Source organism: Corynebacterium comes, assembly GCF_009734405.1.
GTDB classification, from domain to species: Bacteria; Actinomycetota; Actinomycetes; order Mycobacteriales; family Mycobacteriaceae; genus Corynebacterium; species Corynebacterium comes.
Map to the genome: position 1 here is coordinate 1,635,454 of NZ_CP046453.1, position 26,254 is coordinate 1,661,707.

Here is a 26,254-nt window from a genome sequence, read left to right on the forward strand (position 1 = left end):
TCTACTCGGCGGCGCCTGCCGCGACGTCGGCCTCGTCCTCTTCGTCATCCTCGAAGTCGACGTTGGGCACCATATCGACCGGATCATCACTGAGAGCGTTCGCGGCGTTGGCGGCCTCCGGGCCGATGCCGAGCTTGGCGAAGATCTTCCGCTCGATCTCATCGGAAAGCTCCGGGGTCTCCTTGAGCAGCAGACGGGCCTTCTCCTTGCCCTGGCCGAGCTGGTCGCCCTCGTAGGTGAACCAGGAACCGGACTTCTTCACGATGCCGTTCTCCACTCCCATGTCGATGATGGAGGACTCGCGGGAGATGCCTTCGCCGTACATGATGTCGAACTCGGCGATCTTGAACGGCGGGGAGACCTTGTTCTTGACGACCTTGACGCGGGTGCGGTTACCGATGGCGTCCTGGCCGTCCTTGAGCGTCTGGATACGACGCACGTCCAGGCGGATCGAGGAGTAGAACTTCAGCGCCTTTCCGCCGGTGGTGGTCTCCGGGGAGCCGAACATGACACCGATCTTCTCGCGCAGCTGGTTGATGAAGATGGCGGTGGTGTTCGACGTGTGCAGCGCACCGGTCATCTTGCGCAGCGCCTGGCTCATCAGGCGGGCCTGCAGGCCGACGTGGCTGTCACCCATCTCGCCCTCGATCTCGGCCTTCGGGGTCAGCGCCGCGACGGAGTCGATGACGAGGATGTCGATGGCACCGGAACGCACCAGCATGTCGGCGATCTCCAGTGCCTGCTCGCCGGTGTCCGGCTGGGAGACCAGGAGGTTGTCGGTGTCCACGCCGAGCTTCTTGGCGTAGTCGGGGTCAAGGGCGTGTTCGGCGTCGATGAACGCGGCGATGCCGCCGGCCTTCTGTGCCTGGGCGATGGCGTGCAGCGCGACGGTCGTCTTGCCGGAGGATTCCGGGCCGTAGATCTCGACGACGCGGCCACGGGGAAAGCCGCCGATGCCCAGGGCGACGTCAATCGCCGTGTTGCCCGAGGAGATGACCTGGATCGGCGGGCGGTTCTCGTCGCCGAGGCGCATGACGGCGCCCTTGCCGAAGTCCTTCTCGATCATCGCCAGCGCGGCGTCGAGAGCCTTCTGCCGGTCATCGCCCTTGGCGGCGGTGGCCTTCTTCTTGGTTGCCATGGTGGCGTTTCCTTCTGTTGGGTGGTCAGTGGTGACGTCGGTAGGTTGCTCGTGTGTGAGAGTGTCCACACCCTCTTAGACCCCGGCCACCTGCATAAAGCTCCCGGCAGCCGGAGAGTCACCCTCCGTCACGATTTCTGGCCTCACAGTATCCACAGGGTGGGACACAAGGTGCGTCGAGTTCGAAGATACACGCACATCTGTTCGAAGGCAACGTCACTGGCCGGGCATGTCCCTGCCCAGTCGGCGATCCTCCGGAACGTCGAAGTCGTCACACAGCTCGAGCCAGACTTTACGCATGTCAGCGCCGTCGTCGATGAGCTGCTCAGGCGTGCGCCCGCTCGAGACCAGGACATGGGAATGTACGAGGAAACGTGCCTGGGGCCGTCCGAACTCGTCCTCGAGGAGCTGATGGAATTCCGTCAGTCGCATGCCCGCATATTACCGGGACACTTGTCCACAGGCCTCCCCCGCACCAGACTGAACACCGTTCAATGATAATGTGATCACCCATGACCACCACATCCCGCACCTCGCGAACCAGCGTCCAGGACCTGGCCTACATCGCGGTGTTCGCCGCACTGATCATCGTGCTGGCCTTCGTCTCCATCCCTATTGGTGCGGCCGGTGTGCCGATCGTGCTCCAGAACGCGGCCATCGTCCTCGCCGGTCTGGTGCTCGGTGGCCGACGCGGTTTCCTGGCCGCTGCACTCTTCCTCTTCCTCGGCCTCATCGGCCTGCCGGTGCTCGCCGGGGGCCGCACCACCCTCGCCGCACTCGCCGGCCCGACCGTCGGCTACCTCGTCGGCTACCTCGTGTCCGCGGGCGTCGCGGGTGCGATCGCCTACCGCGCACCCGCCCGGAACAGGGCGGTTCAAGCCGTATGGTTCTCCGTCGCCGCCGCCGTCGGACTGCTCCTGCAGTACCTCTCCGGCTCCCTCGGCCTGGTCTGGCGTGCCGGCATGAGCTTCACCGAGGCCGTCGTCGCCCAGGGCGCCTTCCTCATCCCGGACGTGGCGAAGTTCGCGGTCATGGTCGTCATCGCCCTCGGCATCCACGCCGCCTTCCCGGACCTGCTCTCCCGCCGGAAATAATGCCGGACATCATTTTCGAGGACGTCTCCGTCACCTTCGACGGGGATGCGTGGCCCACACTGGACCAGATCAACCTGAAGCTCACCGAGCACCGCATCGGCATCATCGGCTCCAACGGCTCAGGCAAGTCCACCCTCGCCCGCCTCATCAACGGCCTCGGCTCCCCCACAGCCGGACGGGTGAGCGTGGACGGAAGGGACGTCGACAGGCACGGCCGGGAGATCCGCCGCCGGGTCGGCTTCGTCTTCTCCGACGCCGAGAACCAGATCGTCATGCCCCAGGTGCGTGATGACGTCGCCTTCTCCCTCCGTCGCCTGAAGCTCTCCCGCACCGAACGGGACGCGCGTATCGACGCCGCCCTCGACCGTTTCGGTCTCACATCCTTCGCCGACGCCTCCCCCCATACCCTCTCCGGTGGCCAGAAGCAGCTTCTCGCGCTCGCCGCGGTGCTTGTCATGGAGCCGGAGCTGATCATCGCCGACGAACCGACCACGCTGCTTGACCTGCGCAACCGGGCCCGGATCGCCCGCGAATTCGCCCTCCTGGACCAGCAGCTCATCGTGGTCACACACGACCTGGAGATCCTCGAGGGCTTCGACCGCGTCATCTGCCTGGACAATGGTCACGTCATCGCCGACGGTGCGCCCCGCGAGGTGTGCGATCACTACCGGGCCCTGATGCTGTCATGAGGAGCATCCCCCTCGGCGTTCATCTGCCCGGCCGAACCCTGATCCACCGGGCCCCCGCCGGCGGGAAGTTCCTGGCGTTGCTCGGGTTCATCCTGGCGTCCACCCTGGTGGTGGAGACTCCCCTGGTCGCCACCGGGTGGCTGGGACTGGTCGCGGTGGGCTACGTCATCGCGCGCGTGCCGCTGCGGATCGCCGTCGGGCAGACCTCTCCGGTGCTGCCCGTGCTGCTGGTGCTCGGCGCCTTCCAGTGGTGGCAGCGCGGACTCCCCTTCGCACTGACCACCGTCATCGTGCTGTTCGCCTCGGTGGCGGCTGCGACGCTGCTCACCCTGACCACCACGATCATTGAGCTCATGACGGCCATCGAGAAGGGCCTGTCCCCCTTCGGGCGCTTCGGGCTACCGGTGGAGACCATCTCCCTGGCGGTCTCGCTGACCATCCGTCTCATTCCCCTCCAGCTGGCCACGGTCAATGAGGTGTTGGCGGCGCGGAAGGCCAGGGGCGCGGGCTTCTCCATCACCGCGTTCGGCACGCCCGTTCTCATCCGCTCCATCCGACGCGGTCGGCTCCTGGCGGAGGCGCTCATCGCCCGGGGTGTCGCGGACTGACCTCTTCCCCGCGCTCACCCCGTCTGTAGAGGCGCGCAGCTACCCGAGGGGAACGAAGGGAAGCTCGGCCGCCACCGAGGCAACCACCTCCTGGCCCGACACGAAACGCGGGGATCCCAGCTCCCGGGCGAACATCAGCCCGGCCCGCGTGTCCTGCGGAGCCAGTCTCAGACCCCGTCCGGGCCGCAGCTGATAGAGCGTGGAATGGCCGAAGAACTCAACGTGGACGACCTGCGCGTCGAAGGAGAGCGTCGCATTGTGCACGTCCGTGGCAGCTGCGTCGGTGAGACGGATCTGCTCGGGGCGCAGCACACGGCCGTCGTCCAGGATCGCGCAGCTGCCCAGGAAGTTTGCGACCCACGCATCAGCGGGTTCGGCATAGAGCGCGCCCGGGCTGCCCGACTGCGCGACCTCCCCCGCGCGGAGGACGGCGACGAAGTCCGCCATCGACAACGCCTCGTCCTGGTCGTGGGTGACGATGACCGCCGCGGTTCCGGCCGCGCGGAGGATCGCCGCCACATCCTGACGCAGACGGGTGCGCAGGGCGGCGTCGAGCGCGGAGAAAGGTTCATCGAGAAGCACCAGGTCCGGGGAGGGCGCCAACGCACGCGCCAGCGCCACACGTTGCGCCTGACCACCGGAGACCTGGGAGGGCCTGCGGTCCGCCAGAGCGGTGACGTCCACCAGCTCCATCAACTCCGCCACCCGGGCACGGCGCCGGGCAGCAGGCGTCCTCTTGATCCCGAAGGCGATGTTCTCCGCGATGCTCAGGTGGGGGAACAACGCGGCCTCCTGCGGAACCAGACCCACACGCCGCTTCTCGGGCGCGAGGGTGGTGACCTCGCGGCCGGCCAGTTCGACGGTGCCGGACGTGGCCGGCAGCAGTCCGGCGATCACGCGCAGCAGGGTCGTCTTCCCGCAGCCGCTGGGGCCGAGTACCGCCATGAGTTCTCCGGTGGGCAGGTCCAGGGAGATGTCCCGGAGCACCGGCGTCGCCCGATGGCCATAAGCCACGCTGAGTCCGGTGATGGAGAGGGCGGGGGTCATCGGCGATGTCCTTCCGGGGAACGTGCCAGGGCCAGGGCGGGGATGGTCGCCACGGCGATGAGCAACAGGGCGTAGGGGGCGGCCGCCCCGAAGGCGTTGATGTCGGTGAGCTGCCACAGACGGGTCGCCAGGGTATCGGTGCCGATGGGTCGCATCATGAGTGTGGCGGGAAGCTCCTTCATGATGGTCAGCGCCACGATGAGGGCACCGGCGGTGATGCCGGGCCAGGCGATTTTCGAGGTCACCTCGGCCCATACCTGACGGGGGCCGCGCCCGAGGGTGCGGGCGACGTCCTCGTAGGACGTGGGTACCTGGGCGATGGCTGAGCGGGCCGATCCCATGGCCTTGGGCACGAACATGATGCCGTAGGCGATGACCATCAACGTGGTGGTCTGGTAGAGGCCCGGGGCAACCGCCAGGGCAAGGTAGACCATGGACAGGCCGATGGCGATGCCGGGGAGCCCGTGTCCCAGGAACGTGATGGTCTCCAGGCCGCCCACGAGTCGGCCGTGGTGACGGGCGGCGAGCACGCTGATGGGCAACGCCATCGCGGTGGCGATCAGCGCCCCGCCGAAACCGAGGGCGACGGTGGTGCCGGCGGCCTGGATCATGCGTGCCCACTCAACCTCGTTCTCAGCCACGCTGAGGCCCAGGCGCAGGAGGAAAGCCGTCAGCGGGAGGAGGACCGCTGCAGCGAAGACCACGAGCAGGATGGCGCTGACGACAGCACGGAGCCAGCCGGGCAGTCTGATGAGTGAGTTGGCGTCATCCCCCGAGCGTGTGGTGAGGACGGGTCGACGTACGATCCTCTCGCCGACCACGGCGACCAGGGCCATGGCCACCAGAATGATCGAGAGCACCACGGCCAACGACCGGTTGAAGCTTCCCGAGAACGCCTGCTGCACGGCGGTGGTGAGCGTGGAGTAGCGCATGATGGCGACCACGCCGAATTCGGCGATGCAGTAGAGCGCCACCAGCAGTGCCCCCGCCCCGGCGGCCGGGGCGATCTGGGGCAGGGTCATCGCCGCGAAACTGCGGGCGGGGCCGTAGCCGAGCGTGCGTGCCACGTGCTCGTAGGAGCGGTCTGCCCGACGGAACGCCGCCGCCGCGGGCAGAGTGACATAGGGCGTCGTGGCCAGGACCAGTACCAGCCACGCCCCGGTGAAACCGCGCAGGGGCGTGAGGTCAACCCAGGCGATGCCCGCGACGTAGGAGGGCACCGCCAGTGGCAGGGTCGCCACCAGCCACCACAACCGCTCTGCCCCCAGGCGCAGACGCGTGATGGCGAACGCGGTGGACACTCCGAGGACCAGCGTGGTGGCGGTGACCGCCAGGGTGAGCTTGAGGGTGTTGGCCACCTGGACCCAGGTGCCGGGCCGGGCGAGGGCGCGCGTGACGGCCTCCGGCGGGGCGTCGAGAAGCTCCCTGAACAGGAAGGCGAGCGGGGTTGCCACCGCGGCAGCGGCCAGCAACGCCGTGAGCACCAGTGCAGGTGAGGGCTTTCGCACGGGCGGATCCTTCTGGGTTCGGGGAGTCGATCGGGCCAGGCGCACGTGGGGTCGGCCCGCTGCCCCGGGGTCGGCCCTAGGTGATGTTCAGGCCAACCTCGTCGATGAGTGCGGCGGTGTCATCCACGGACGACATGTCCGACAGGTCGAAGTCCGGATTCGCGCCGGCATCGAACGCAGGCACACCCTCCGGGCCTTCAGCGCCCTTGAGCAGAGGATACTCGAAGGTCTCCTCAGCGAAATACGCCTGCCCCTCCTCAGAGAGCAGGTACTCGATGAACTCGATGGCCTGCGGATCCTGGGTGTCCTGCTTCAGCACCCCTGCTCCGGTGGCGTTGATCAGCGCGGCGAGGTCGCCCGGCTGGCCGTACTTGAGCTGGGCGCGCATGTTGTCGGCCCCCACCTCCGCAGCGGACTGGTACCAGTAGTAGTGGTTGATCAGGCCGATCTCGACCTCGCCGGTGTTGACGGCTTCGAGGATGTCGCCGTTCTTCTCGTAGGTCTGGACGTCGTTGTCCTTGAGCTTCTGCAGGAAGTCGCGGGCGGCTTCCTCGCCTTCGGTCACACGGATCGCGGTGACAAAGGACAGGAAGGAGGCATTGCCGGGGGCGATGGCGATCTCCCCCGCCCACTTCGGGTCGACCATCTCCGCCAGGGTGTCCGGAGCCTCCTCCTCGGTCACCGTCTCCTCGTCGTAGGCCACGACGCGTGCCCGGCCGGTGAGGCCGACCCACTGTCCGTCATCGGAGCTGAAGGCGGCGGGCACCTTCTCGAGGACCTCTTCCGGCAGCTCCACGAGCATGCCCTCCTGTGCGACCAGACCCAGAGCGCCCGCCTCCTGGGAGAGGAAGACCTCGGCCGGGCTGTTGGACCCCTCGGTGATCAGCAGCTGGGCCTGTTCCGCGGTGCTGCCGTAGCGCACCTCGGTCCGGATCCCGGTGGCCTCCTCGAACCGCTCGATGAGCGGCGCGATGAGGTTCTCATCGCGGCCGGAATAGATCACCAGGGTGTCATCGGACGCGGCGGAGGTCGTCCCGGTGGTGTCTGCGGAGTCCTCCGAACCGGTGTCCGCGCATGCGGTCAGGCCGGTGATCACGCCCGCCGAAGCGATCGCTGCCAGGGTCATGCGGGTGAAAGAACGCATCTGATAATCCTCCATGTGGTGTCGGGCACCTTGATCTGCGCTGTGCAGAAGCGAGAGGTGACCCCGGTAACAAAACATGGTTAGGTTAGCCTTAACTCATTGTTCCGGTCAAGGCTTGCAGGCGTTCAGAAGAAAACCCCCGGCCGTGGAGTCCACGATCGGGGGAAAATACGCGGTGGCAGCACCATCCGCGGCGGGGGCGGAGACTACTCGCCGCGCAGTTCGCGCATGCGGCGGGCCACGGCGTCATCGGTGACGTTGGTCGCGCCACCCTCGATGGCCTTCTCTTCCTCCGGCGAGGAGAGCTCATGGGTACCCCGCATCTCGAGGCGGATCTGCTCGAGGCGGGAGTGACCCGCCATCTGGATACCTGCCTGCTGAACTTCCGCCATGCGACCCTCAACGGAGTTCTCGGCCAACTCGGCCTGTCCGAGGGCGTTGGCGTAACGTCGCTCAATCTTCTCCCGCACCTGATCCAGGTTCGGGCTGGAGCCGGCGGTGATGGAGTTCATCGACTGCAGGGACTCGGACACCTTCTCCTGCATCTTGGCCTGCTCAAGCTGGGAGAGCAGCTTGGTGCGCTCCGCGACCTTCTGCTGCAGTGCCATCGAGTTACGCTCGACGGCCTGCTTGGCCTGGGCCGCCTGCTGGAGGGACTGGTCGTGGAGCTGCTTGGTGTCCTCCACGGACTGCTCGGCGGTGACCAGCTGGGCAGCGAAAGCCTCGGCGGCGTTCTCGTACTCGAGGGCCTTCTTCTCGTCGCCCTCGCCGCGCGCCTTGTCCGCCAGCTGGAGCGCCTGCCGGGTGTTCGCCTGGAGCTTCTCAATCTCTCCGAGACGGCGGTTCAGCTGCATCTCCAGCTGACGCTGGTTACCGATGACAGCGGCCGCCTGCTGCGACAGCTCCTGGTGCTGCCGCTGTGCGTCCTCGATGGCCTGCTGAATCTGCACCTTCGGATCGGCATTCTCCTCGATCTTCGAGTCGAACAGCGCCATGAGGTACTTCCATGCCTTTACGAAGGGGTTAGCCATGTCAGATCGGGCCTTCCTAGATTTTGTCCAACGTTAACGCCACCATGCTAGCGGACGCGACTCCATGCCGTCGGCCGCAGTCAGGCGTGGAGGGACTCGCTGGCGAGATCCTCCGCCACGGACTGCAACGCCATCGACCCTGCGGCCTCAATGAGGACATCCGCGACCGAGGTGCCCAGAGCATGACAGACCGAGGCCAGCAGTTCGGAGGACACTTCCTTGCGGCCGCGTTCCAGCTCGGAGAGGTAGCCCGGGGAGACGCGGGCGGATTCGGCGAGTTCGCGCAAAGTGATGCCCTGGTCCGCCCGGAACGAGCGGAGGGCAGCACCGAGTGCCTCCCGGAGCAGAAGTTCAGGTGCGCGACGGGTGGAAACGATCGGGGTATCAATGACAGCGGTGGTAACCATTACTCCCTACAACGACCCGCGGGGTCGGTTTGTTCCACACGGGTCAACAACCCCCGCAACGCCGCGTCGACCGCCGCCTCGCGGATGTCACGGCGCGTTCCGCTGAGGTTCAGCTTCTCCGTCTCGACCCCGCCCTCCCCCGCGTAGCCGATCCACACCTCGCCCACCGGGTGCCCGTCCTGGGGATCAGGTCCCGCCACGCCGGTCAGGGACACTCCCCAGTCCGCCAGGCACACCTCGCGGACACCCTCCGCCATCCCGGCGGCCACCTCCGGGGACACCGGGCCGTAGGTGCGCAGCGTATGGCTGGGCACCCCGGCGAGCAGCCCCTTGAGGTCCGTGGCATAGGTGATCAGGCCGCCTCGCAGCACGTCGGACGCTCCAGGGGTGTCGGCGAGGGTGGCGGCGGCGAGCCCCGCGGTCAGGGACTCGCAGAAGGCGACGGTGAGGGAGCGGCGCCGCAGGGCGTCGACGAGGTTCACTGCTGTCGCCGGGAATCGATGAGGTACTGCACACCCGTCCACACCGTGACCACGACGGCGGCGAGCATGACCAGGTACGTGGGCAGATCCGTCCACTCCGGAAGGGGCATCAGGTACAGGCCCACCGCTATCGCCTGCAGGGTCGTCTTGATCTTGCCGCCCTTGGAGGCCGGCACCACGAGGCCGCGGCGCAGCATGATCATCCGCCAGACGGTGATGCCGAACTCCCGGATGAGGATCACCACGGTGATCCACACCGGCAGCTCGCCGATGAGGTTCAGGCTCACCAGTGCAGCGGTCATGAGGGCCTTGTCGGCGATCGGATCAGCGATCTTGCCGAAGTCCGTCACCAGGTTGCGCGCCCGGGCGATGTCCCCGTCGAGTTTGTCGGTGATCATCAGGGCGACGAAGACGCCGAACGCCCACCACATGTGGTCCGTCAGGACGAGCCAGAGGAACAGGGGGATGACCAGGATCCGCAGACTCGTCAACATGTTGGGCAGGTTGAAGTTGCTGGGCTTCGCGGGCGTCGGTGCAGTCACGCCACACACCCTACCCCTCTGCGGCGGAGTAGAATTTCTGAGTATGAAATACTTCGCGGTCCATTACCAGTACGCCAACGAAGCGCCCGAGATCGTCGCCCTGCGCCCTGCGCACCGGGAGTGGCTCGCCACCCTCGGCGCCGTGGACCAGCTCGTCGGCTCGGGACCCTACACCGACGGACAGGGCGGTGCGCTGATCATCATCCGCCTCCCCGAGACCGCCACAATCAGTGACGCGGAGGAGATCATGGACAATGATCCTTTCACCCGCGAGAAGGCTCTCGCGGGTCGCACCATCCGGGAGTGGAACCCCGTTCTCAACGTGTTCCGCTCACCGGATGAGGACTAGCTAGTCCTTCTTCTCATCCAACTCACTCAGCCTGGTTGACCCATGCTGGACCCCCGCCTGATCGGCGGGCAGGTCCAGGTGGTCAGCCTCGTACTTCTCTTCCTCCGTGAGCTCGTGATCCCACTCCCCCGTGCTGACGCGGGTATCGATGGCACCCTGGGACTTCTCCCAGTAGTTGCGCCAGATGGACGCCAGCACCGTCACCACGAGGATCCCCACGATGACCACCAGGGACAGCTCCGTCGCAATCTCCGGTACGGAGAGGTTCTCGCCGCCGTTGATGAACGCCAGGTTGTTCTCGTGCAGCGCATGCAGCAGCAGTTTCACACCGATGAACCCCAGGATCAGGCCCAGCCCGTACGGCAGGTAGACCAGACGCTCGAGCAGGCCGTCCAGCAGGAAGTACATCTGGCGCAGGCCCATCAGGGAGAACGCGTTGGTGGTGAAGACCAGATACGGCTCAGTGGTGATGCCGTAGATGGCCGGGATGGAGTCGAAGGCGAACATCACGTCCACCAGGCCGATAGCCACCAGGGCGACGAACAGCGGGGTCAGCGCGAACTTGCCGTGGAAGCGGGTGGTCAGCTTGTCGCCGTCATAGCCCGGGGTGACATGCACGACCTTGCGCAGCCACTTGATCACCTTCATGTCGTTGGGATCAGTCTCCGGGGCGTCCGTGGCCTCGTCCCACAGCAGCTTGGCGGCCGTCCACAGGAGGAAGATGGCGAACAGGTAGAACACGTCCGACCAGGCGGAGATGATCGCGGCACCCATGAGGATGAACACCAGGCGGAACGCCAGCGCCAGCACGATGCCGATGAGCAGTACCTTCTGCTGGTACTTACGGGGGATCTTGAAGGCGCCCATGATGAGCGCGAAGACGAAGAGGTTGTCCACACTCAGCGCCTTCTCCGTCACATAGCCGGTGAAGTACTGGACGCCGTGATCGTGATCCCACATGAAGTAGACGAACACGCCGAACAACAGGGCGAGGCTGACGTAGAAACCCGTCCACACCGCCGATTCCTTGATGGTCGGCTCATGCGGGGTGCGCACGTGACTGTAGAAGTCGAAAACGAAGAATCCGAGGATCACCACGATGGTGGCGATCCAGATCCACAATGGAATAGTCAAAATCTATGCCTCCGGTCTTTTCTGGGTAGATGAACGACCGGAGGTCTCCCCCACCCGCATCACCTGCGGGCCGGCGCGACCGGGCCCGAGGGCCGTGCTGACGATCCGCGCCGATTATGGGGTACTCCCCTCCATGACAAGGTCACACTATACACGGCGATCCGGGACAGTCACCCGCTCACCGATTTTCGCAGGACCGGGCCTAGAACGCCCCTGATGAGGGGTTGTAGGTTGCCTGGACGATGCGGGTGTCATCCTCCGCCCCCTCAGGGGTGGACTCGTCCTCCCAGCCGGCCTCCTTCGGGGCGTCGGCAGGGTCGGCGCCCTTGATCATCCAGAGGATGGTGTCGAGTTCGTCGGGCTTGACCAGGACGTCCCGGGCCTTGGATCCCTCGGAGGGGCCCACGACACCTCGGGTCTCCATCAGGTCCATGAGTCGGCCGGCCTTGGCGAAACCGATGCGCAGCTTGCGCTGCAGCATCGAGGTCGAGCCGAGCTGCGAGGTGACGACGAGTTCGACGGCCTCAAGCAGGTCGTCGATGTCCTTGCCGATGTCGTCGTCGATCTCCTTCTTGGTGTCGGAGGCCTTGTCCTCGGTCACTCCCTCGGTGTAGTTCGGCTGAGCCTGGAGCTTGGCGGCCTCCACAACTGCGGAGACTTCCTCGTCGGTGACATAGGCGCCCTGCAGTCGCTGGGGTTTGCCGGCGCCCTGCGGGATGAACAGGGCGTCGCCCATGCCGATGAGCTTCTCTGCACCCGCCTGGTCGAGGATGACGCGCGAGTCCGTGAGGGAGGAAGTGGCGAAGGCGAGCCGGGACGGCACGTTCGTCTTGATCAGGCCCGTGACCACGTCCACCGAGGGGCGCTGGGTGGCCAGGACGAGGTGGATGCCGGCGGCACGCGCCTTCTGGGTGATCCGGACGATGGAGTTCTCGACCTCCTTCGGCGCGGTCATCATGAGGTCGGCGAGCTCATCGACGACACAGATGATGAACGGGTACGGCCGGTACTCGCGCTGGGAACCGGGCGGAGTGGTGACCTCACCGGACTTGACCTTGCGGTTGTAGTCCTTGATGTGGCGCACGCGCGCGGACTTCATGTCCATGTAGCGCTGCTCCATCTCCTCCACGAGCCACTGCAGCGCGGCCGCGGCCTTCTTCGGCTGGGTGATGATGGGGGTGATCAGGTGCGGGATGCCCTCGTACGGGGTCAGCTCGACCATCTTCGGGTCGACGAGAATGAGGCGGACCTCCTCCGGGGTGGCGCGCGTGAGCAGCGACACGAGCAGGGAGTTGATGAACGCGGACTTACCCGAACCGGTGGAACCGGCGACGAGCAGGTGCGGCATCTTCTGCACGGAGTGGGAGACGAAATCGCCTTCGATGTCCTTGCCCAGACCGATGAGCATCGAGTCGTGGTTCCCGCGGGTGGCGGGCGCGTTGAGGACGTCCGCCAGACGGACCATTTCCCGGTCGAGGTTGGGTACCTCGATACCGACCAGCGATTTACCCGGGATCGGGGTGAGCAGTCGGATGTTGTCCGTCGCCACGGCATACGCCAGGTTGGACTGCAGATTGGTGATCTTGGAGACCTTCACGCCCGGACCCAGTTCAACCTCGTAGCGGGTGACGGTCGGACCACGCGAGAAACCGGTGACCGTGGCGTCGACGCTGAACTCGCTGAAGACGTCGGTGATCGCCTCGATCATCCGGTCATTGGCCTCGGTGCGGGTCTTGGGCCGTTCGCCGTCGATGAGCAGATCGGTGCTCGGCAGCCGGTAGTCGGTGGTGCTCTCCGGCTGTCGCGGTGCGGGGGCGGGGGTTGCCTGGAGCTCGGACTTCGGGGTCGTGGCGGGGACGGCGGCGGCGTCGATACCCGAGCGCGCGAGGATGGCCTGGCGTATCGCTTCGCGTGACTGCCCGACGGCGTCCTCGACCGGCTCGGCATGGACGGCCGGGAACTCGTCCGTGTCGGTGCGTTCACGTTTGACGGGGGTGTCGAAGAGCGTGTGCTGAGTGTCGTGTTCGAACTCCTCGGCGTGGTCGGGCTCAGCCGGGTAGTTGTCCAGCGGGGTGCTTGTCGACGCCCGCGGGAGCGCCCGCTTCTTCGGAGCCGGTCGCACCGCCGGTCGGGGCGCACGCCGGCGCCCCTCGGCGAGGTCGTCGATGTCGTCGTCCACGTGGCCGTAGAGATCTTCATCCCGGTCATCGTCGTCCGTACCCGGCAGACGGACCTCACCGATCAGCTCGCGGGCGTAGTCGAAAGCCTGCCGGGTGGTGATGCCGGTGACCTTGAGCGCGCCGTAGATGATCACGAGGATGAGCAGCGGGATCGCGACATAGGAGCTGAACCCGGCGGCGAGCGTGCCGCCGGTCCAGGTGCCCACGGCACCTCCGGCGGTGCTGCGTCCCACCCAGTCCACCGGGTTGCCGGCGAAGACGTGGACCAGGCCGAGCATGGAGACGACGATGAGCGTGGTGCCCACGGCGATACGCGGTCGATCACCGGGGTCGTTGCTCACGCCCATCATGAGCGCGATCGCCAGGCCGACGAGAGCCACCGGCAGAATGAGTGCGCCGGCGCCGATCGCCAGGTGGGTCACGTGGGAGATCGCCTCACCCACGGGGCCGGCGATGTCCAGCCACACCGATGCGCCCAGCACCGCGGCCAGGCCGATGAGGATGAGGGCGACGCCGTCCTTGTCGGCGCCGGGGCGGGAGTCTTCGTCGTCCGTGGCTGAGGATTTGTCGATGATGACGGTCTTCTCCGCCTCTCTGCTCGTCGCTTCGTCGTCGCTCTGCTTTCTGCCCACTCCCCGGGTGAGGTTGCCCATGCCCCGGGCGGTCGCCCCGAAGAGGGTGCCCAGCCCGTCGATGACAGCACGAGAAGCACTGCCGGTCCTCTCCTCGGAGGTTTCGGCGGCACGGAACGCGGATGTCGGAGCGACCGCGGCCTTCGACCCCTTGGAACCGGTCGTGCTCGAGGGTCGGGTGCGGTCAGCCGTGCGTCCCCGGTCCGGGGAGCGCTTGGTGGAGCGTGGCGCCGAGTTTCGTACAGACATGGCCCCCACTGTAGTTCCTCACGCCACACTATTCACATCAGCCACTCCGGACACCCAGGTAAATGGAGTTTTGCCAACGTCAAGGTCAAAGGCTTGATCGGTGGGCATCTTCGGGATTGCCCTCGAATGTCAATTCGACGGCGTCGCGGCCGAAAACCCACAACAGCAACTCCCCCACATTGCCGGAGACCCGCAGAACGTTCTCTCCGTCGACGCTCACCCCCCGCTGATCCGCCGCGACGATGCGTGGGAAACCGGTCGGGTGCAGGATCACCGGAGTGGCACTGTTCCGGAGAAACCTGGGCGCCGAAGACGAGAGAATCTGATTCAGCTGCTTCTGCACCACCGCGCTGAAATCCCGGGGACGGGCCACGCCGTCGCCCCGGCGGACGTCCTCGTGGTGGATGAAATGCTCCGCGGTGTTCATGAAGCGGTCGATGTATCTGACCGGACTCAACCTCCCCGGGCCCGCCGCCCAGTCCCGGACCAGTTCAGCGTAGTCCCGCTCCCCCGCTCTGGCGCTCGCCTTGGCCAGGAGTCCGGACAACCCCGGCACGAACATCCCGACGGCGGCCAACGGCCGGTTCTCACGGAGGTAGAGGTGCACCGCCATATCGCGGGTGTCCCACCCTTCGCAGAGGGTGGGGGCGTCGGGGCCGAGCTCAATGAGCAGGTCGGCGAGGCGGGCGCGTTCAACGGAGGAAAAAGACATGCACCCCAGCATAGGTGCCGGGGTGCATGTGTGGAGAAGGAACTACAGCGACGGACGTGCGGAGACGTTGACCTCATCGTCGTCGATGGTCTGGTCCAGATCAGAGCTCATCGGGACGACCGTCGGGAGGATCATCGGCTCACGGCGCCACTTCTGCTCCACGAAACGGGCGATGCGGCGACGCAGCTGCTGCACCATGCGGTAGGGGTCGTTCTCCCCCTCGGCGGCGAGATCGTTCATCACGTTCTCCACCAGCTCGCGGACCTCCGGCATCATGGCCGGCGCATCATCGGAGAATCCCTTGGTCTGCACGGTCGGGGACTCCATGAGGCGGCCGGTGCGGTTGTCGATCACGGCGGTGATGGAGATCAGGCCACCGGAGGCCAGGCTGGTGCGGTCGGCGAGGATGTCGGCGTCGATGTCACCCATGGTGGTTCCGTCGACGTAGAGGTTGCCCACCGGGATCTGGCCGACGACCTTGGCGCGGCCGTCGACGAGGTCGACGACAACACCGTTCTGGGCCAGGACCACGTTCTCCGGATCCACTCCGGTGGAGATCGCCAGATCCTTGTTGGCACGAAGGTGGCGCCACTCACCGTGGACCGGCATGGCGTTCTTCGGACGCGCGGCGTTGTAGAGGAACAACAGCTCACCGGAATAGCCGTGGCCGGAGGTGTGGACCTTGGCGTCACTGCCGGTGACAACGGTTGCGCCGATCTGGGACAGCATGTTGATGACGCCGTAGATCGCCTCCTCGTTGCCCGGGATGAGCGAGGAGGACATGATGATCATGTCGCCGTCACGCACCGTGATCTGGCGGTGCTCGCGACGCGCCATGCGCGACAGTGCCGCCATCGGCTCGCCCTGGGTACCGGTGGTGATCAGCAGGACCTTGTGGGGGGCCAGCTTGGACGCGTCGTCCATGGAGACGATGGTGCCGCGCGGGGCCTTGAGGTATCCCAGCTTCTCGGCGATCTCCATGTTGCGGATCATCGACCGGCCGTTGAAGGCGACCTTGCGGCCGGTGGCCACGGCCGCGTCGATGGCAGCCTGCACGCGGTAGACGTTGGAGGCGAAAGACGCGAAGATCACGCGCTGGTTCGCCTCGCCGATCAGGCGCTTGAGGGTCGGGATGATCTCGGACTCCGAGGGCGAGACACCCGGGGTGGTGGCGTTCGTGGAATCGCACAGCATGAGGTCCACACCCTCGTCACCGAAGCGGGACAGTGCCGGCAGGTCGGTGGGACGACCACTCGGCGGTCGCTGGTCGAGCTTGATGTCACCGGTGTGGATCACCAGACCGGCGCCGGTCTTGATGGCCAGACCCAGGCAGTCGGGGATCGAGTGGTCCACGTCCCAGAAACGGATGTTGAACGGGCCGCGGTTCTCATCGGACTTGGAGTTGACCTCGATGAGCTTCGGGCGCAGGCGGTGTTCCTTGCACTTGGCCGCAATGAGCGCGAGCGTGAAGCGCGAGGCCAGGATCGGCAGGTCCGGACGCAGCTTGAGCAGCCACGGGATGGCACCGATGTGGTCCTCATGACCGTGGGTGACCACCAGTGCGTCAATGCGGTCGAGATGGTCCTCGATCGGGCCGAAGTCGGGCAGGATCAGGTCGACGCCCGGCTCACCCGAGGACGGGAAGAGGACGCCACAGTCGACGACGAGCATACGGTTGTTGTACTCGAAGACCGTCATGTTGCGGCCGATCTCGGAGATGCCGCCGAGTGCGTAGATACGCAGACCGTTACGGGGTGCCGCCGGCGGGGTCGGCAGACGCTTGGTCAGGTCAGCGCCCTGCATGGACTTGACCACGTTACGACGCCCGCGGCCACCTCCCTGCTCGTTGCCCTGGCCACCCTGGTTCCCCTGGGAGCCACGGTTGCCCTGGCCACCCTGGTTCCCCTGGGAGCCACGGTTGCCCTGGCCACCACGACCTCCCTGACCACCACGGCCCCGACCGGAGCCGCTGCGGGAGCGGCCGGAAGTGCGGGAGGTGTTGTCAGAGTCCTGGGCACCCTTATCCTGTGCATCCTTGGCGGATGCAGGGGCCTCGGAACCGCTCGTCTCCGGTGTCGGTGCCTGGAAGACCGGTGTTTCAGTAGAGCTCTCGGTCTCCGGCGGACCCGCCTTGCGGATAACCTTCCGGGCACGATTACGGGATTCAGTCATATTTAAAGGACTCCAGCCTTTTCCATGTCACGGCGGAGGCCCTCGATCTCCTGCTCGTCGGGAGCGACGACAGGAAGACGCGGATCCCCCACCTCAAAGCCCTGCAGTCGCAGAGCAGCCTTGGCCATGCTGGCACCACCCAGGCGGGCCTGAGCGGCGATCAGCGGTGAAAGAACAGTGGCGTTGATTTCCCGCGCACGGGCGAGGTCGCCTTCCTCGAAACTTGTGTACAGCTCACGCAGGGCACGCGGTGCGGCATGTCCGACCACGGAGATGAAACCTGTGGCACCGATTGACAGCCACGGGATGTTCAACGGATCATCACCCGAGTAGTAGGCGAGACCGGTCTCACGCATGAGCAGTGCAGACTCCCCCATGTTACCCTTCGCGTCCTTAACCGCAAGTACATTCGGGATCTCCGCGAGTCGGCGGAGGGTGTCCGGTGCGATCGGGATGGAGGAACGCGGCGGAATGTCATAGAGACACACCGGCAGGTCGGTGGCGCCTGCGACAGCCGAGAAGTGCTGGTAGAGACCTTCCTGGCTGGGTTTGGAGTAGTACGGGGTGACCACCAGCAGCGCGTCAGCGCCAGCCTCGGCGGAGGCCCGGGCAAGTTCGACAGAGGCGGCGGTGTCGTTGGTGCCGGCACCCGCGATGAGCTTCGCGCGGTCGCCGACCTCCTCCTTCACCGCCCTGAGCAGATCCATCTTCTCCGCCAGCGTGGTCGTGGGGGACTCGCCGGTGGTGCCGGCGAGGACCAGCGCATCAAGTCCGTTGTCGACGAGATGTGCGGCGATACGACGGCCGGCATCGATATCGAGGGCGCCGTGACGGTCAAAGGGGGTGACCATGGCGACGGAGACTGTGCCGAAGTGTTCAGCTCCGGTCTTCGCTGTCAAACCTGTACTCATGGTGGTCAAGGGTACCTGCTTACCTTTCCTCTGGGGGAATCTCTAGAAGTCTGTGGCGTAGGGGCTGACGGCCATTTCGGTGCCGTCGGAGAGCCGGGATATCTGGAAGTCCGCGAACAGCACCGGGGACTGCTCTGCCAGCAGACGCAGGCAGGACACCGCCAGGGCACGAATCTCCACGTCAGCGTGCTCGGTGGCCCGGGCACCGATGAAGTGCCGCCAGGCACGGTAGTTGCCGGTGACGACGATGCGGGATTCGGTGGCGTTGGGCAGCACGCTGCGGGCCGCCTGGCGGGCCTGCTTCTTGCGCAGCAGCGCGTTCGGCTCATCGGAGAGCCGCTCCTCGAGGGCGTCGAGAAGCTCCTGGTAGACGAAACGGGACTCGTCGACCGCCCGCAGCATCAGCGTGGCCAGCTGCGGATCGTCGGCGATGAGCTTCGGCAGCACGACCTCGGCCTCGTCCGAATGGACGAAACGTTGGGAGAGCTGCGAGAAGCTGAAGTGCCGGTGGCGGACCAGCTCATGGGTGGCTGAGCGGGAGATGCCGCGGACGTAGAGCGTCGCGGTGGCGTGCTCGAGAAGTGCGGCGTGGCCGACCTCCATGATGTGACGGAGGTAGGCGTCGTTTGCCGCGGTGCGCGGGTTGGGCTTGTCGAATGACTCGTAGCAGGCGCGACCGGCGAACTCGACGAGCGCCTCGGCGTCGGTCGCCGTGGCGTCGGCGGACCAGTCCACCCCCGGGGGCGGCGTGAACCGGGTCGCCGCGATCAGCTGTACCTGAAGCTCGACAGGCTTCGCCACGGTACTCAGACCCCCAGGTAGCCGTCGAGCCCCACGGTCAGGCCGTCGTGCCCGGCCACTTCGCGCACGCCGAGGAGCACGCCGGGCACGAAGGAGGTGCGGTCATAGGAGTCCTGCCGGATGGTCAGGGTCTGGCCCTGGGAGCCGAAGATGATGTCCTCGTGCGCGACCATGCCGGTCATGCGGATGCCGTGGACCCTGACGCCGTCGACGTCGGCGCCGCGGGCACCCTCGAGGGTCTGCTCGGTGGCGTCCGGGATGGGGCCCAGGCCGGCCTCACGACGCGCCTGGGCGATGCCCTGCGCGGTGTGGATGGCGGTACCGGACGGCGCATCCAACTTGTGGGGGTGGTGGTACTCGACAACCTCGGCGGAGTCGAAGAACCGGGCGGCCTGCTTGGCGAAGGCCATGGCCAGCACCGCGGAGACGGCGAAGTTCGGGGCGATGAGCACGTTGCCGGCACCGTCGGCGGCGCACCACTCGCGTACCTGGTTGAGGCGCTCCTCGTCGAAGCCGGTGGTGCCCACCACCGCGTTGATTCCGTTGGCGACGCAGAACTCCAGGTTGCCCATCACGGAACCCGGGGTGGTGAAGTCGACGACGACCTCAGCGCCGGCGTCGATGAGCATCTGGAGGTCATCGTCCTGATCGACCTGTGCAACCAGCTCGAGGTCGTCTGCGGCGTTCACGCCGTCGCACACCGCCGAACCGACACGTCCCTTCGCGCCGAGCACTCCCACCTTGATGGCCATGGTTCCTCCTGTGATGTCCACTGCAGTTGTCCGGTGTATCAGTCTAGGCCCCCGCCCGCCGAAAAGTTCCACGGCACTCCCCTCTGCTCGTCATTAGAATCCGGTCATGCGAATCAACATCACCTCGATCTACGTCGAGGATCAGGACAAGGCCCGCGATTTCTACGTCGACAGGCTCGGATTCGAGGTCAGGCACGACATCCCCGTCGAGGGCAGTGCCCGCTGGCTGACGCTCGTCTCGCCGGAGCATCCCGAGGGTCCCGAACTGCTCCTCGAGCCCATGGGCCACCCCGCGGCGCAGGTCTTCTGCAGGGCCCTCTACGCGGACGCGGTGCCGTTCACCCAGTTCGAGGTCACCGACATCCACGCCGAGCACGCGCGTCTCCGCGACCTCGGCGTGCACTTCGTCATGGAGCCCACCGAGGCCGGTTCCGTCACCGTCGCCGTGCTGGATGACACCTGCGGCCACTACATCCAGCTGATGCAGCCTTCCACAACGATTGGGCCATAACCGGCGACAGCCACCGGTTATGACAACTATCATGTATTCATGACCGCTTATCGACGCCCCCTCGTCCCCGTCGCCCTCACCGTCGCAGCTCTGCTGCTCGTCGCCTGCGGTGACGGCGGCGGATACACCGCGCCGAGCAGCGACACCGCCCCACCTTCCCAGGCCTCCGCCACCGAACGCCCCCTGGGCCAGCCGGACCTGGCGCCCAAGACACGGGAGGTGACCGGGACAGGGAACCCGACCCTGCTCGAGAACATCCGGAGCGGCCGCCACCAGGGCTTCGACCGCGTCGTCTTCGACCTGAGCGACGGTGAAGAGCCGGGCTGGCGGGTCGACTACGTGGACGAAGCCATGCAGCAGGCCTCCGGCCTTCCCGTGGACGTGGAGGGTGACGCCCTCCTGCACGTGGTGATCACCAACACCACCTACCCCTTTGAACTCGGGATCGAGGATCCCTTCGAGCCCGGCACCTACCCGGGGGCAGGGGTGGTCAACGAGGTCGCCTACACGGGTATCTTCGAGGGCCACACCGAAAGCTACATCGGGCTCGACCGGGAACTCCCCTACTCGGTGACCCTGCTGAGCAACCCCACCCGCCTGGTCATCGACGTCGAGCATCTGCCCGGGTAGTTTCCGCCCCTACCACTGGCTGACGATCTCACCTTCGTCCGGCATGCCCACAGAGCCGTCCCCGAAACGGAAGAGCATCGGCAGCCCCCGGCAGGTCTCCCAGTCGGCGGAGTCGGTCACCTGGACATGCAGATGCGGCTGGGTGGAATTGCCCGAGTTCCCGCACTCCCCGATCTGTTGGCCGACCTGGATCCGCTGACCCGACTCGACCTGGAGCGACCCCCGCCGGAGATGGACGAGCGTGACGTAGGGGCCGCAGAAACCGGCGTCGATGATGACGTAGTTGCCCGTGATCGCCGTGATCCCGCCCTCGCGGAGCCGGGAACGCTGGCTCAGCAGGTAGGGAATGAGCGTCAGCGGGGAACGCCTGGCGGCATGATCCTCCTCGCCGTCATGCGCCACGACCACGGTCCCGTCGACCGGGGCGAGCACCGGCCTGCCGAAACCGAGGAACTTCTCCGGCGGTTCCGTCCCGAAGGCGGACGCCCACCCCCGGGTCGCGGCCCTGCCACGACCGTCGACGCCGATGAGGTCGATCGAATAGGTGGTGCCCATCAGGTGACTGCCGTGGCTGGGGATCCGGCGGGCAGGGCTGTTGCGCGCGAGCCAGCGGCCGGTGAGAGGAAATGCGAGTACCTCGGGTTCGGTCACACCACCGAGTATGCCCCGGAATGACCGGGGACGGAGAAACCGGAAACGCCCCGGTCACCCCTCGGAGAAGGGGCGACCGGGGCGTCGGAAAGCGGAGTCCTAGCCCTCGACAGGGGTCAGGGAGATCTTTCCGCGGTTGTCGATGTCGGCGATCTCGACCTGGATCTTGTCGCCGACGTTGATCACGTCCTCGACCTTCTCGATGCGCTCATCGCCACCGAGGTTCGAGATGTGGATCAGGCCGTCACGGCCCGGGGTCAGGGAGACGAACGCGCCGAAGGCGACGGTCTTGACCACGGTGCCCAGGAAACGCTCGCCGACCTTCGGCAGCTGCGGGTTCGCGAGGGAGTTGATCTTCTCCACCGCGGCCTCGACGGCCTCGCCGGTGATCGCGGAGACGTGGACGGTGCCGTCGTCCTCGATGGAGATCTGTGCGCCGGTCTCCTCGGTGATCGAGTTGATCATCTTGCCCTTCGGGCCGATGAGCTCACCGATCTTGGAGATCGGGATCTTCAGGCTGGTGATCCTCGGAGCCAGCGGCGACATCTCGTCGGGAGCGTCGATGACCTCGGCCATCGTCTCCAGGATGGCCAGACGGGCCTCACGGGCCTGCTCGAGGGCGTCCGAGAGCACCTGCGACGGGATGCCGTCGAGCTTGGTGTCCAGCTGCAGCGCGGTGATGATCTCGGCGGTGCCGGCGACCTTGAAGTCCATGTCACCGAAGGCGTCCTCCGCACCGAGGATGTCGGTGAGGGCGACGTACTTGGTCTCGCCGTCGACCTCGTCGGAGACGAGGCCCATGGCGATACCCGCGACCGCGGCCTTCAGCGGCACACCGGCGTTGTACAGGGCGAGGGTGGAGGCACAGACGGAACCCATGGAGGTGGAACCGTTGGAGCTCAGTGCCTCGGAGACCTGGCGGATGGCGTAGGGGAAGGTCTCGCGGGACGGGATGACCGGCTCGAGGGCACGCTCGGCGAGCGCACCGTGACCGATCTCGCGGCGCTTCGGGGAACCGACGCGGCCGGTCTCACCGGTGGAGTACGGCGGGAAGTTGTAGTGGTGGAAGTAGCGCTTGGCCGTCTCCGGGGACAGCGAGTCGATCTGCTGCTCCATCTTGAGCATGTCCAGGGTGGTCACGCCGAGGATCTGCGTCTCACCGCGCTCGAAGAGTGCGGAGCCGTGGGCGCGCGGGATCAGGTCGACCTCGACGCCCAGGTCACGGATGTCGGAGACGCCGCGGCCATCGATACGGTAACCCTCGGTGAGGATCTTGGTGCGTACGATCTGCTTCATCACTGCGTTGAAGGCGGCGCGGATCTGCTTGGAGGCGTCGTCAGCGGCGACAGCGCCCCGCAGGGAGTCCTCAACTTCGATCATGAAGGCGTTGGTGGAGTCCTCGCGCTCCTGCTTACCCTTGATGGTCAGCAGCTCGGAGAGCTTCCTGCCCGCCTTCTTCTCCACGGCCGAGTAGACCTCGTCGGAGTATTCCGGGAACAGCGGGAACTCCCGACGCTCCCGGGCGGCACGCTCGGCCAGGCCGGCCTGCGCCTTGCAGAGCAGGGCGATGAAAGGCTTCGCGGACTCCAGGCCCTCGGACACGGTGGACTCGGTCGGAGCCGGGGCGCCGTCCTTGATGCGCTCGAGCGTGTTCGCGCCGGCACCGGCCTCGACCATCATGATGGCGACGTCCTCGCCCTTGTGGCGACCCTGCTCACGCTCGACGAGGCGGCCGGCGACGACCATCTCGAAGACGCTGTTGTCGCGCTGCTCGTGGGTCGGGAAGGCGACCCACTGGCCCTTGGGGTGCTTGTCGTCGGCGATCAGCGCCATACGGACGCCGCCGACGGCACCGGACACCGGCAGGCCGGAGAGCTGGGTGGCGGCGGAGGCGCCGTTGATGGCGACGACGTCGTAGTAGTCCTCCGGGTTCTGGGAGAGGACCGTGATGACGACCTGGACCTCGTTGCGCAGCCCCTTGACGAAGGTCGGACGCAGCGGGCGGTCGATCAGACGGCAGGCGAGGATCGCGTCGGTCGACGGGCGACCCTCGCGGCGGAAGAAGGAACCGGGGATGCGTCCGGCGGCGTACATCCGCTCCTCGACGTCCACCGTCAGCGGGAAGAAGTCGAGGCCCTCACGCGGCTGGTTGGAGGCGGTCACGGTGGCCAGCATCATGTTGTCGTCATCCAGGTAGGTGGTGACGGATCCGCCGGCCTGGCGGGCCAGCTGGCCGGTCTCGAAACGAATGATGCGGGAACCGAAGTCGCCGTTGTCGATGGTGACGGCTGCCTCAGTGACGCCGAAATCCTCGTCCACGTGAAATGCCACGGGATTGTTCATGTATCTCCTCGAAAAAAATGTTTGGCGATCGTCGATGCCGCCAGAAAGCGCTGTCTTTGATACAACGAAGGCCCATTCTACCAGGCATGGCAATGCCGGTCATATGGCGCTTATCGACGCCCGGGCACAGACGACAACACCCGCCCTGCCGTGCGAACGGCGGGCGGGTGATGGAGATGTCGGAAAGCTCAGTTAGCGACGCAGGCCCAGGCGGGCGATCAGGTCACGGTAGCGGGCGATGTTCTCGCCGGCCAGGTACTTCAGCAGCGCACGACGACGGCCGACCATCAGCAGCAGGCCACGACGGGAGTGGTGATCGTGCTTGTGGAACTTCAGGTGCTCGGTCAGGGTGTTGATGCGGTTGGTCAGCATTGCGACCTGGGCCTCCGGGGAGCCGGTGTCGGTCTCGTGGAGACCGTACTCGCCGAGGATGGCCTTCTTCTGCTCACTGGTCAGAGCCATGATGATTCTCTTTTCCTTGTTTCAGTCCACATGAAATGTCACCGGGCGACCGGTGGGCGCAACTGCTGTGGACCGCAGATGCTTCAAAGCCTGGTGAAACGTTACCCGCTGATGGGCGGAGCGGCCAAATCTCTACGCTGCCGGGGTCTTCTCCGCCAGCGCGGTCAGCCGCCCCATGAACTCGGCCAGGAAACGCTCGACGTCGACGAGCGCGGCGACGCGGGCGGTCTTCACGGGATCGTTCAGGCGGGTCTCGTCGGCGATGGTGCGGCCGCGGGTCTCCCCGTGTGTGTCCACCTTGAGGTTGAGGTGCAGAAACTCCACCAGGCCCGGGTCGACGGCGACGGCGACGGCCAGCGGGTCATGCAGGCCGCAGCCCCCCAGGTGCGGCGAGGTGGTCTCGTAGGCCCGGATGTAGTGGTCGGCGGCGTCGGCCAGGAAGGTTCCGCCCCGGGTGCCCAGGCTGCGCCACACGGCGGTCTCCCGGGTGGTCAGCAGGGTCTGCAGGGTCACGTCCAGGCCGACCATGGTCACGTCCCGGGCTCGACGGAAGAGCAGGTCGGTGGCCTCGGGGTCCTGGTGGACGTTGGCCTCCGCCCAGGGCCGCACATTGCCAGGGACGGTCAGTGCGCCACCCATCATGATGATGCGGGCGTTCTCCGCGAAGGAGGAGTCGGCCTCGATGGCGGCGGCAATGGTGGTGGACGGGCCGGTGGGTACGATCACGAGCTCGTCGCCGTACTTCCGGACGGACTCGACCAGGAACTCCACCGCGTCGCCCTCGGCGGCGGCCGTCGTGGGCTCGGGCAGCTGCGCCCCGCCGATGCCGTTGGCGCCGTGGATGAATTCGGAGATCTCCAGGACCTCGAAGGAGTCACACTCCCGGGCGCACGGAAGGCCGGCGTGGACGGGGACGTCCGTGCGGCCGAAGAGCTCCAGGATGGCCAGGGCGTTGCGCACACCGGTGTCCACAGCCACGTTGCCGTAGGTGCCGGTGACGCCGATGATCTCCAGCTCCGGGGAGCCGAGCGCATAGGCCAGGGCGAGGGCGTCGTCGATACCGGTGTCCAGATCGAGGATGATCTTCCTGCGCACCGGCTACTCCTTGATGCCGAGGATCTCCCGGACCTTCTCCACGTCCGCGGTGATGGCGGCGGTCAGCTCCTCCACCGAGTTGTACTTCACCATGTCGCGGACGTGTCCGACGAAGGAGACGTCCGCGGTGTGCCCGTAGAGGTCGGCATCCCGGTCCAGCAGAAACGACTCGACGCTGCGCGGTTCGTCTCCGAAGGTCGGGTTGGTGCCCACCGAGATCGCCGCCGGGTACGGCACATCCCGTGTCATGTTGCCGTCGATCGGGCGGTCATCCCGGATGGTGAACCAGCCGGCGTAGACACCGTCAGCGGGCAGGGCCACGGACTCCGGGAAATACTGGTTCGCGGTGGGGAAACCCAGCTCGCGCCCACCACGGCCGGCACCGTGGACGATCTCGCCGGTGACGATGAAATCACGGCCCAGGGCCCAGGCGGCATTCTTGACGTCGCTGGCGCCGAGGTACTCCCGGATCTGCGAGGAGCAGATCCTGGTGTCCTCGTCGTAGAGCAGTTCGACGATGTTGATGTCCACGTCGTACTTCTTCCCCAGCTCCCGCATCGTGTCCGCGGTGCCTGCGGCGTTGCGGCCGAAGGTGAAGTTCTCCCCCACCACCACCGCCTTCGCCCTGAGCTTGTCGCGGAGCAGCACGGTGAAGTACTCCTCCGGCTCCATGCCCGCCAGTTCGCGCCGGAAGTCCAGGACCAGGACGCCGTGGACCCCCAGCTCCATCGCGTGCCGTAGCCGCTGCTCGACGGGGATCAGCAGCACCGGGGTGCGCTCAGGCGCGAACACCGAGAGCGGGTGCGGGTCAAAGGTGACCATCACACACGGCAGCCCTTTAACCCGGGCCACCTCAACCGCTTTCTCGATGAGCGCGCGGTGCCCGCGGTGGACTCCGTCGAACACCCCGATGGTGACCACCGATGCTTCGAGGTCAGCGGGGATGTCGTCAACTCCGTGCCAAACAATCACCGCTACAG

General features: G+C 66.4%; 26 protein-coding genes and 1 pseudogene. 6 read left to right on the forward strand and 21 right to left on the reverse strand.

Annotated elements, in window-relative coordinates:
• Position 1 precedes the first annotated feature (1 nt).
• Together recA and CETAM_RS07895 are read right to left on the reverse strand one after the other, a co-directional pair.
• Positions 2-1,138, reverse strand: coding sequence for a recombinase RecA (gene recA, locus CETAM_RS07890; RefSeq protein ID WP_156228347.1), 1,137 nt, complete (start codon positions 1,136-1,138; stop codon positions 2-4).
• 216 nt (positions 1,139-1,354) lie between these two features.
• Entirely contained in the window at positions 1,355-1,570 is a 216-nt protein-coding gene (locus CETAM_RS07895) for a DUF3046 domain-containing protein (protein WP_156228348.1), read from the reverse strand.
• A gap of 80 nt (positions 1,571-1,650) precedes the next feature.
• Here CETAM_RS07895 and CETAM_RS07900 point away from each other — a divergent pair, with 80 nt between their 5' ends.
• From CETAM_RS07900 to CETAM_RS07910, 3 genes are read left to right on the forward strand one after another with little or no spacing between them, the layout of a single operon-like run.
• On the forward strand, positions 1,651-2,232 hold the full coding sequence (locus tag CETAM_RS07900) for a biotin transporter BioY (RefSeq protein WP_156228349.1): 582 nt from the start codon (positions 1,651-1,653) through the stop codon (positions 2,230-2,232).
• The gene (locus CETAM_RS07905; RefSeq protein WP_156228350.1) at positions 2,232-2,921 is read left to right on the forward strand and encodes an energy-coupling factor ABC transporter ATP-binding protein; all 690 of its coding nucleotides are present in this window, start codon (positions 2,232-2,234) and stop codon (positions 2,919-2,921) included. Before CETAM_RS07900 ends, CETAM_RS07905 begins: the two co-directional genes overlap by 1 nt.
• Positions 2,918-3,529, forward strand: a complete 612-nt coding sequence (locus CETAM_RS07910; protein ID WP_156228351.1) for an energy-coupling factor transporter transmembrane component T family protein — start codon at positions 2,918-2,920, stop codon at positions 3,527-3,529. Before CETAM_RS07905 ends, CETAM_RS07910 begins: the two co-directional genes overlap by 4 nt.
• A 39-nt stretch (positions 3,530-3,568) precedes the next feature.
• On the opposite strand, the gene CETAM_RS07915 is transcribed toward CETAM_RS07910, so the two are convergent.
• From CETAM_RS07915 to pgsA, 7 genes are all read right to left on the reverse strand, one after another.
• Positions 3,569-4,576 (reverse strand): ABC transporter ATP-binding protein, encoded by a 1,008-nt coding sequence (locus CETAM_RS07915; protein ID WP_156228352.1) that lies wholly within the window; start codon positions 4,574-4,576, stop codon positions 3,569-3,571.
• On the reverse strand, positions 4,573-6,084 hold the full coding sequence (locus CETAM_RS07920) for an ABC transporter permease (RefSeq protein WP_197085696.1): 1,512 nt from the start codon (positions 6,082-6,084) through the stop codon (positions 4,573-4,575). Before CETAM_RS07920 ends, CETAM_RS07915 begins: the two co-directional genes overlap by 4 nt.
• A 76-nt stretch (positions 6,085-6,160) precedes the next feature.
• Positions 6,161-7,228, reverse strand: coding sequence for an iron ABC transporter substrate-binding protein (locus tag CETAM_RS07925; protein WP_156228354.1), 1,068 nt, complete (start codon positions 7,226-7,228; stop codon positions 6,161-6,163).
• Between the two features lie 206 nt (positions 7,229-7,434).
• Positions 7,435-8,259: a PspA/IM30 family protein gene (locus tag CETAM_RS07930; RefSeq protein WP_156228355.1), complete on the reverse strand. Its 825-nt coding sequence runs from the start codon at positions 8,257-8,259 to the stop codon at positions 7,435-7,437.
• An 80-nt stretch (positions 8,260-8,339) separates the two neighbouring features.
• Positions 8,340-8,666 (reverse strand): helix-turn-helix domain-containing protein, encoded by a 327-nt coding sequence (locus CETAM_RS07935; RefSeq protein ID WP_156228356.1) that lies wholly within the window; start codon positions 8,664-8,666, stop codon positions 8,340-8,342.
• Entirely contained in the window at positions 8,666-9,148 is a 483-nt protein-coding gene (locus tag CETAM_RS07940; protein WP_156228357.1) for a CinA family protein, read from the reverse strand. The genes CETAM_RS07935 and CETAM_RS07940 overlap by 1 nt, the downstream gene beginning before the upstream one ends.
• Positions 9,145-9,642 carry a CDP-diacylglycerol--glycerol-3-phosphate 3-phosphatidyltransferase gene (pgsA, locus tag CETAM_RS07945; protein WP_156229440.1) on the reverse strand — a complete coding sequence of 166 codons (498 nt, stop codon included), beginning with the start codon at positions 9,640-9,642 and terminating at the stop codon, positions 9,145-9,147. The genes CETAM_RS07940 and pgsA overlap by 4 nt, the downstream gene beginning before the upstream one ends.
• 91 nt (positions 9,643-9,733) lie before the next feature.
• Here pgsA and CETAM_RS07950 point away from each other — a divergent pair, with 91 nt between their 5' ends.
• Complete coding sequence (locus CETAM_RS07950; protein ID WP_156228358.1) at positions 9,734-10,039, forward strand: YciI family protein; 306 nt, start codon at positions 9,734-9,736, stop codon at positions 10,037-10,039.
• Here the strand turns inward: CETAM_RS07950 and CETAM_RS07955 are convergent, their stop codons facing one another.
• From CETAM_RS07955 to dapB, 7 genes and pseudogenes are all read right to left on the reverse strand, one after another.
• Positions 10,040-11,173: a TerC family protein gene (locus CETAM_RS07955; RefSeq protein ID WP_156228359.1), complete on the reverse strand. Its 1,134-nt coding sequence runs from the start codon at positions 11,171-11,173 to the stop codon at positions 10,040-10,042.
• Positions 11,174-11,375: 202 nt separating this feature from the next.
• Positions 11,376-14,234 (reverse strand): DNA translocase FtsK, encoded by a 2,859-nt coding sequence (locus CETAM_RS07960; RefSeq protein ID WP_156228360.1) that lies wholly within the window; start codon positions 14,232-14,234, stop codon positions 11,376-11,378.
• Between the two features lie 85 nt (positions 14,235-14,319).
• Complete coding sequence (locus CETAM_RS07965) at positions 14,320-14,946, reverse strand: TIGR03085 family metal-binding protein (RefSeq protein WP_231587399.1); 627 nt, start codon at positions 14,944-14,946, stop codon at positions 14,320-14,322.
• Between the two features lie 42 nt (positions 14,947-14,988).
• Positions 14,989-16,911, reverse strand: a pseudogene (locus CETAM_RS07970) (ribonuclease J); the annotation flags it as partial.
• A gap of 209 nt (positions 16,912-17,120) precedes the next feature.
• Positions 17,121-18,029 carry a 4-hydroxy-tetrahydrodipicolinate synthase gene (gene dapA, locus CETAM_RS07975; protein WP_156228363.1) on the reverse strand — a complete coding sequence of 303 codons (909 nt, stop codon included), beginning with the start codon at positions 18,027-18,029 and terminating at the stop codon, positions 17,121-17,123.
• A 42-nt stretch (positions 18,030-18,071) separates the two neighbouring features.
• Entirely contained in the window at positions 18,072-18,830 is a 759-nt protein-coding gene (thyX, locus tag CETAM_RS07980) for an FAD-dependent thymidylate synthase (RefSeq protein WP_156228364.1), read from the reverse strand.
• A 5-nt stretch (positions 18,831-18,835) separates the two neighbouring features.
• Positions 18,836-19,582: a 4-hydroxy-tetrahydrodipicolinate reductase gene (gene dapB, locus CETAM_RS07985; protein WP_156228365.1), complete on the reverse strand. Its 747-nt coding sequence runs from the start codon at positions 19,580-19,582 to the stop codon at positions 18,836-18,838.
• A gap of 106 nt (positions 19,583-19,688) precedes the next feature.
• Between dapB and CETAM_RS07990 the strand changes: the two genes are divergently transcribed.
• A complete protein-coding gene (locus tag CETAM_RS07990; protein ID WP_156228366.1) occupies positions 19,689-20,093 on the forward strand; it encodes a VOC family protein in 405 nt (134 codons plus the stop codon).
• A gap of 39 nt (positions 20,094-20,132) precedes the next feature.
• Positions 20,133-20,723, forward strand: coding sequence for an AMIN-like domain-containing (lipo)protein (locus CETAM_RS07995; protein WP_156228367.1), 591 nt, complete (start codon positions 20,133-20,135; stop codon positions 20,721-20,723).
• A gap of 9 nt (positions 20,724-20,732) precedes the next feature.
• Here the strand turns inward: CETAM_RS07995 and CETAM_RS08000 are convergent, their stop codons facing one another.
• The 5 genes from CETAM_RS08000 to CETAM_RS08020 all read right to left on the reverse strand — a co-directional run bounded on the left by CETAM_RS08000 (position 20,733) and on the right by CETAM_RS08020 (position 26,246).
• Positions 20,733-21,374: a M23 family metallopeptidase gene (locus CETAM_RS08000; protein ID WP_197085697.1), complete on the reverse strand. Its 642-nt coding sequence runs from the start codon at positions 21,372-21,374 to the stop codon at positions 20,733-20,735.
• Between the two features lie 99 nt (positions 21,375-21,473).
• Positions 21,474-23,717, reverse strand: a complete 2,244-nt coding sequence (locus tag CETAM_RS08005) for a polyribonucleotide nucleotidyltransferase (RefSeq protein ID WP_156228369.1) — start codon at positions 23,715-23,717, stop codon at positions 21,474-21,476.
• A 192-nt stretch (positions 23,718-23,909) separates the two neighbouring features.
• A complete protein-coding gene (gene rpsO, locus CETAM_RS08010) occupies positions 23,910-24,179 on the reverse strand; it encodes a 30S ribosomal protein S15 (protein ID WP_156228370.1) in 270 nt (89 codons plus the stop codon).
• Positions 24,180-24,311: 132 nt separating this feature from the next.
• The gene (locus CETAM_RS08015; RefSeq protein ID WP_156228371.1) at positions 24,312-25,274 is read right to left on the reverse strand and encodes a nucleoside hydrolase; all 963 of its coding nucleotides are present in this window, start codon (positions 25,272-25,274) and stop codon (positions 24,312-24,314) included.
• A gap of 3 nt (positions 25,275-25,277) precedes the next feature.
• A complete protein-coding gene (locus CETAM_RS08020) occupies positions 25,278-26,246 on the reverse strand; it encodes a bifunctional riboflavin kinase/FAD synthetase (protein WP_156228372.1) in 969 nt (322 codons plus the stop codon).
• Positions 26,247-26,254: the final 8 nt, after the last annotated feature.

What these genes read in the sequence shown, in the direction of transcription:
- dapA (WP_156228363.1), bottom strand. Translation starts at nt 18,029, where the DNA reads ATGAGTACAGGTTTGACAGCGAAGACCGGAGCTGAACACTTCGGCACA.
- CETAM_RS07915 (WP_156228352.1), bottom strand. Translation starts at nt 4,576, where the DNA reads ATGACCCCCGCCCTCTCCATCACCGGACTCAGCGTGGCTTATGGCCAT.
- CETAM_RS07930 (WP_156228355.1), bottom strand. Translation starts at nt 8,259, where the DNA reads ATGGCTAACCCCTTCGTAAAGGCATGGAAGTACCTCATGGCGCTGTTC.
- recA (WP_156228347.1), bottom strand. Translation starts at nt 1,138, where the DNA reads ATGGCAACCAAGAAGAAGGCCACCGCCGCCAAGGGCGATGACCGGCAG.
- rpsO (WP_156228370.1), bottom strand. Translation starts at nt 24,179, where the DNA reads ATGGCTCTGACCAGTGAGCAGAAGAAGGCCATCCTCGGCGAGTACGGT.
- CETAM_RS07950 (WP_156228358.1), top strand. Translation starts at nt 9,734, where the DNA reads ATGAAATACTTCGCGGTCCATTACCAGTACGCCAACGAAGCGCCCGAG.
- CETAM_RS07895 (WP_156228348.1), bottom strand. Translation starts at nt 1,570, where the DNA reads ATGCGACTGACGGAATTCCATCAGCTCCTCGAGGACGAGTTCGGACGG.
- CETAM_RS07995 (WP_156228367.1), top strand. Translation starts at nt 20,133, where the DNA reads ATGACCGCTTATCGACGCCCCCTCGTCCCCGTCGCCCTCACCGTCGCA.
- CETAM_RS07965 (WP_231587399.1), bottom strand. Translation starts at nt 14,946, where the DNA reads ATGTCTTTTTCCTCCGTTGAACGCGCCCGCCTCGCCGACCTGCTCATT.
- CETAM_RS07900 (WP_156228349.1), top strand. Translation starts at nt 1,651, where the DNA reads ATGACCACCACATCCCGCACCTCGCGAACCAGCGTCCAGGACCTGGCC.
- dapB (WP_156228365.1), bottom strand. Translation starts at nt 19,582, where the DNA reads ATGGCCATCAAGGTGGGAGTGCTCGGCGCGAAGGGACGTGTCGGTTCG.
- CETAM_RS07905 (WP_156228350.1), top strand. Translation starts at nt 2,232, where the DNA reads ATGCCGGACATCATTTTCGAGGACGTCTCCGTCACCTTCGACGGGGAT.
- CETAM_RS07925 (WP_156228354.1), bottom strand. Translation starts at nt 7,228, where the DNA reads ATGCGTTCTTTCACCCGCATGACCCTGGCAGCGATCGCTTCGGCGGGC.
- CETAM_RS07910 (WP_156228351.1), top strand. Translation starts at nt 2,918, where the DNA reads ATGAGGAGCATCCCCCTCGGCGTTCATCTGCCCGGCCGAACCCTGATC.
- CETAM_RS07960 (WP_156228360.1), bottom strand. Translation starts at nt 14,234, where the DNA reads ATGTCTGTACGAAACTCGGCGCCACGCTCCACCAAGCGCTCCCCGGAC.
- CETAM_RS07935 (WP_156228356.1), bottom strand. Translation starts at nt 8,666, where the DNA reads ATGGTTACCACCGCTGTCATTGATACCCCGATCGTTTCCACCCGTCGC.
- CETAM_RS07990 (WP_156228366.1), top strand. Translation starts at nt 19,689, where the DNA reads ATGCGAATCAACATCACCTCGATCTACGTCGAGGATCAGGACAAGGCC.
- CETAM_RS08005 (WP_156228369.1), bottom strand. Translation starts at nt 23,717, where the DNA reads ATGAACAATCCCGTGGCATTTCACGTGGACGAGGATTTCGGCGTCACT.
- pgsA (WP_156229440.1), bottom strand. Translation starts at nt 9,642, where the DNA reads ATGTTGACGAGTCTGCGGATCCTGGTCATCCCCCTGTTCCTCTGGCTC.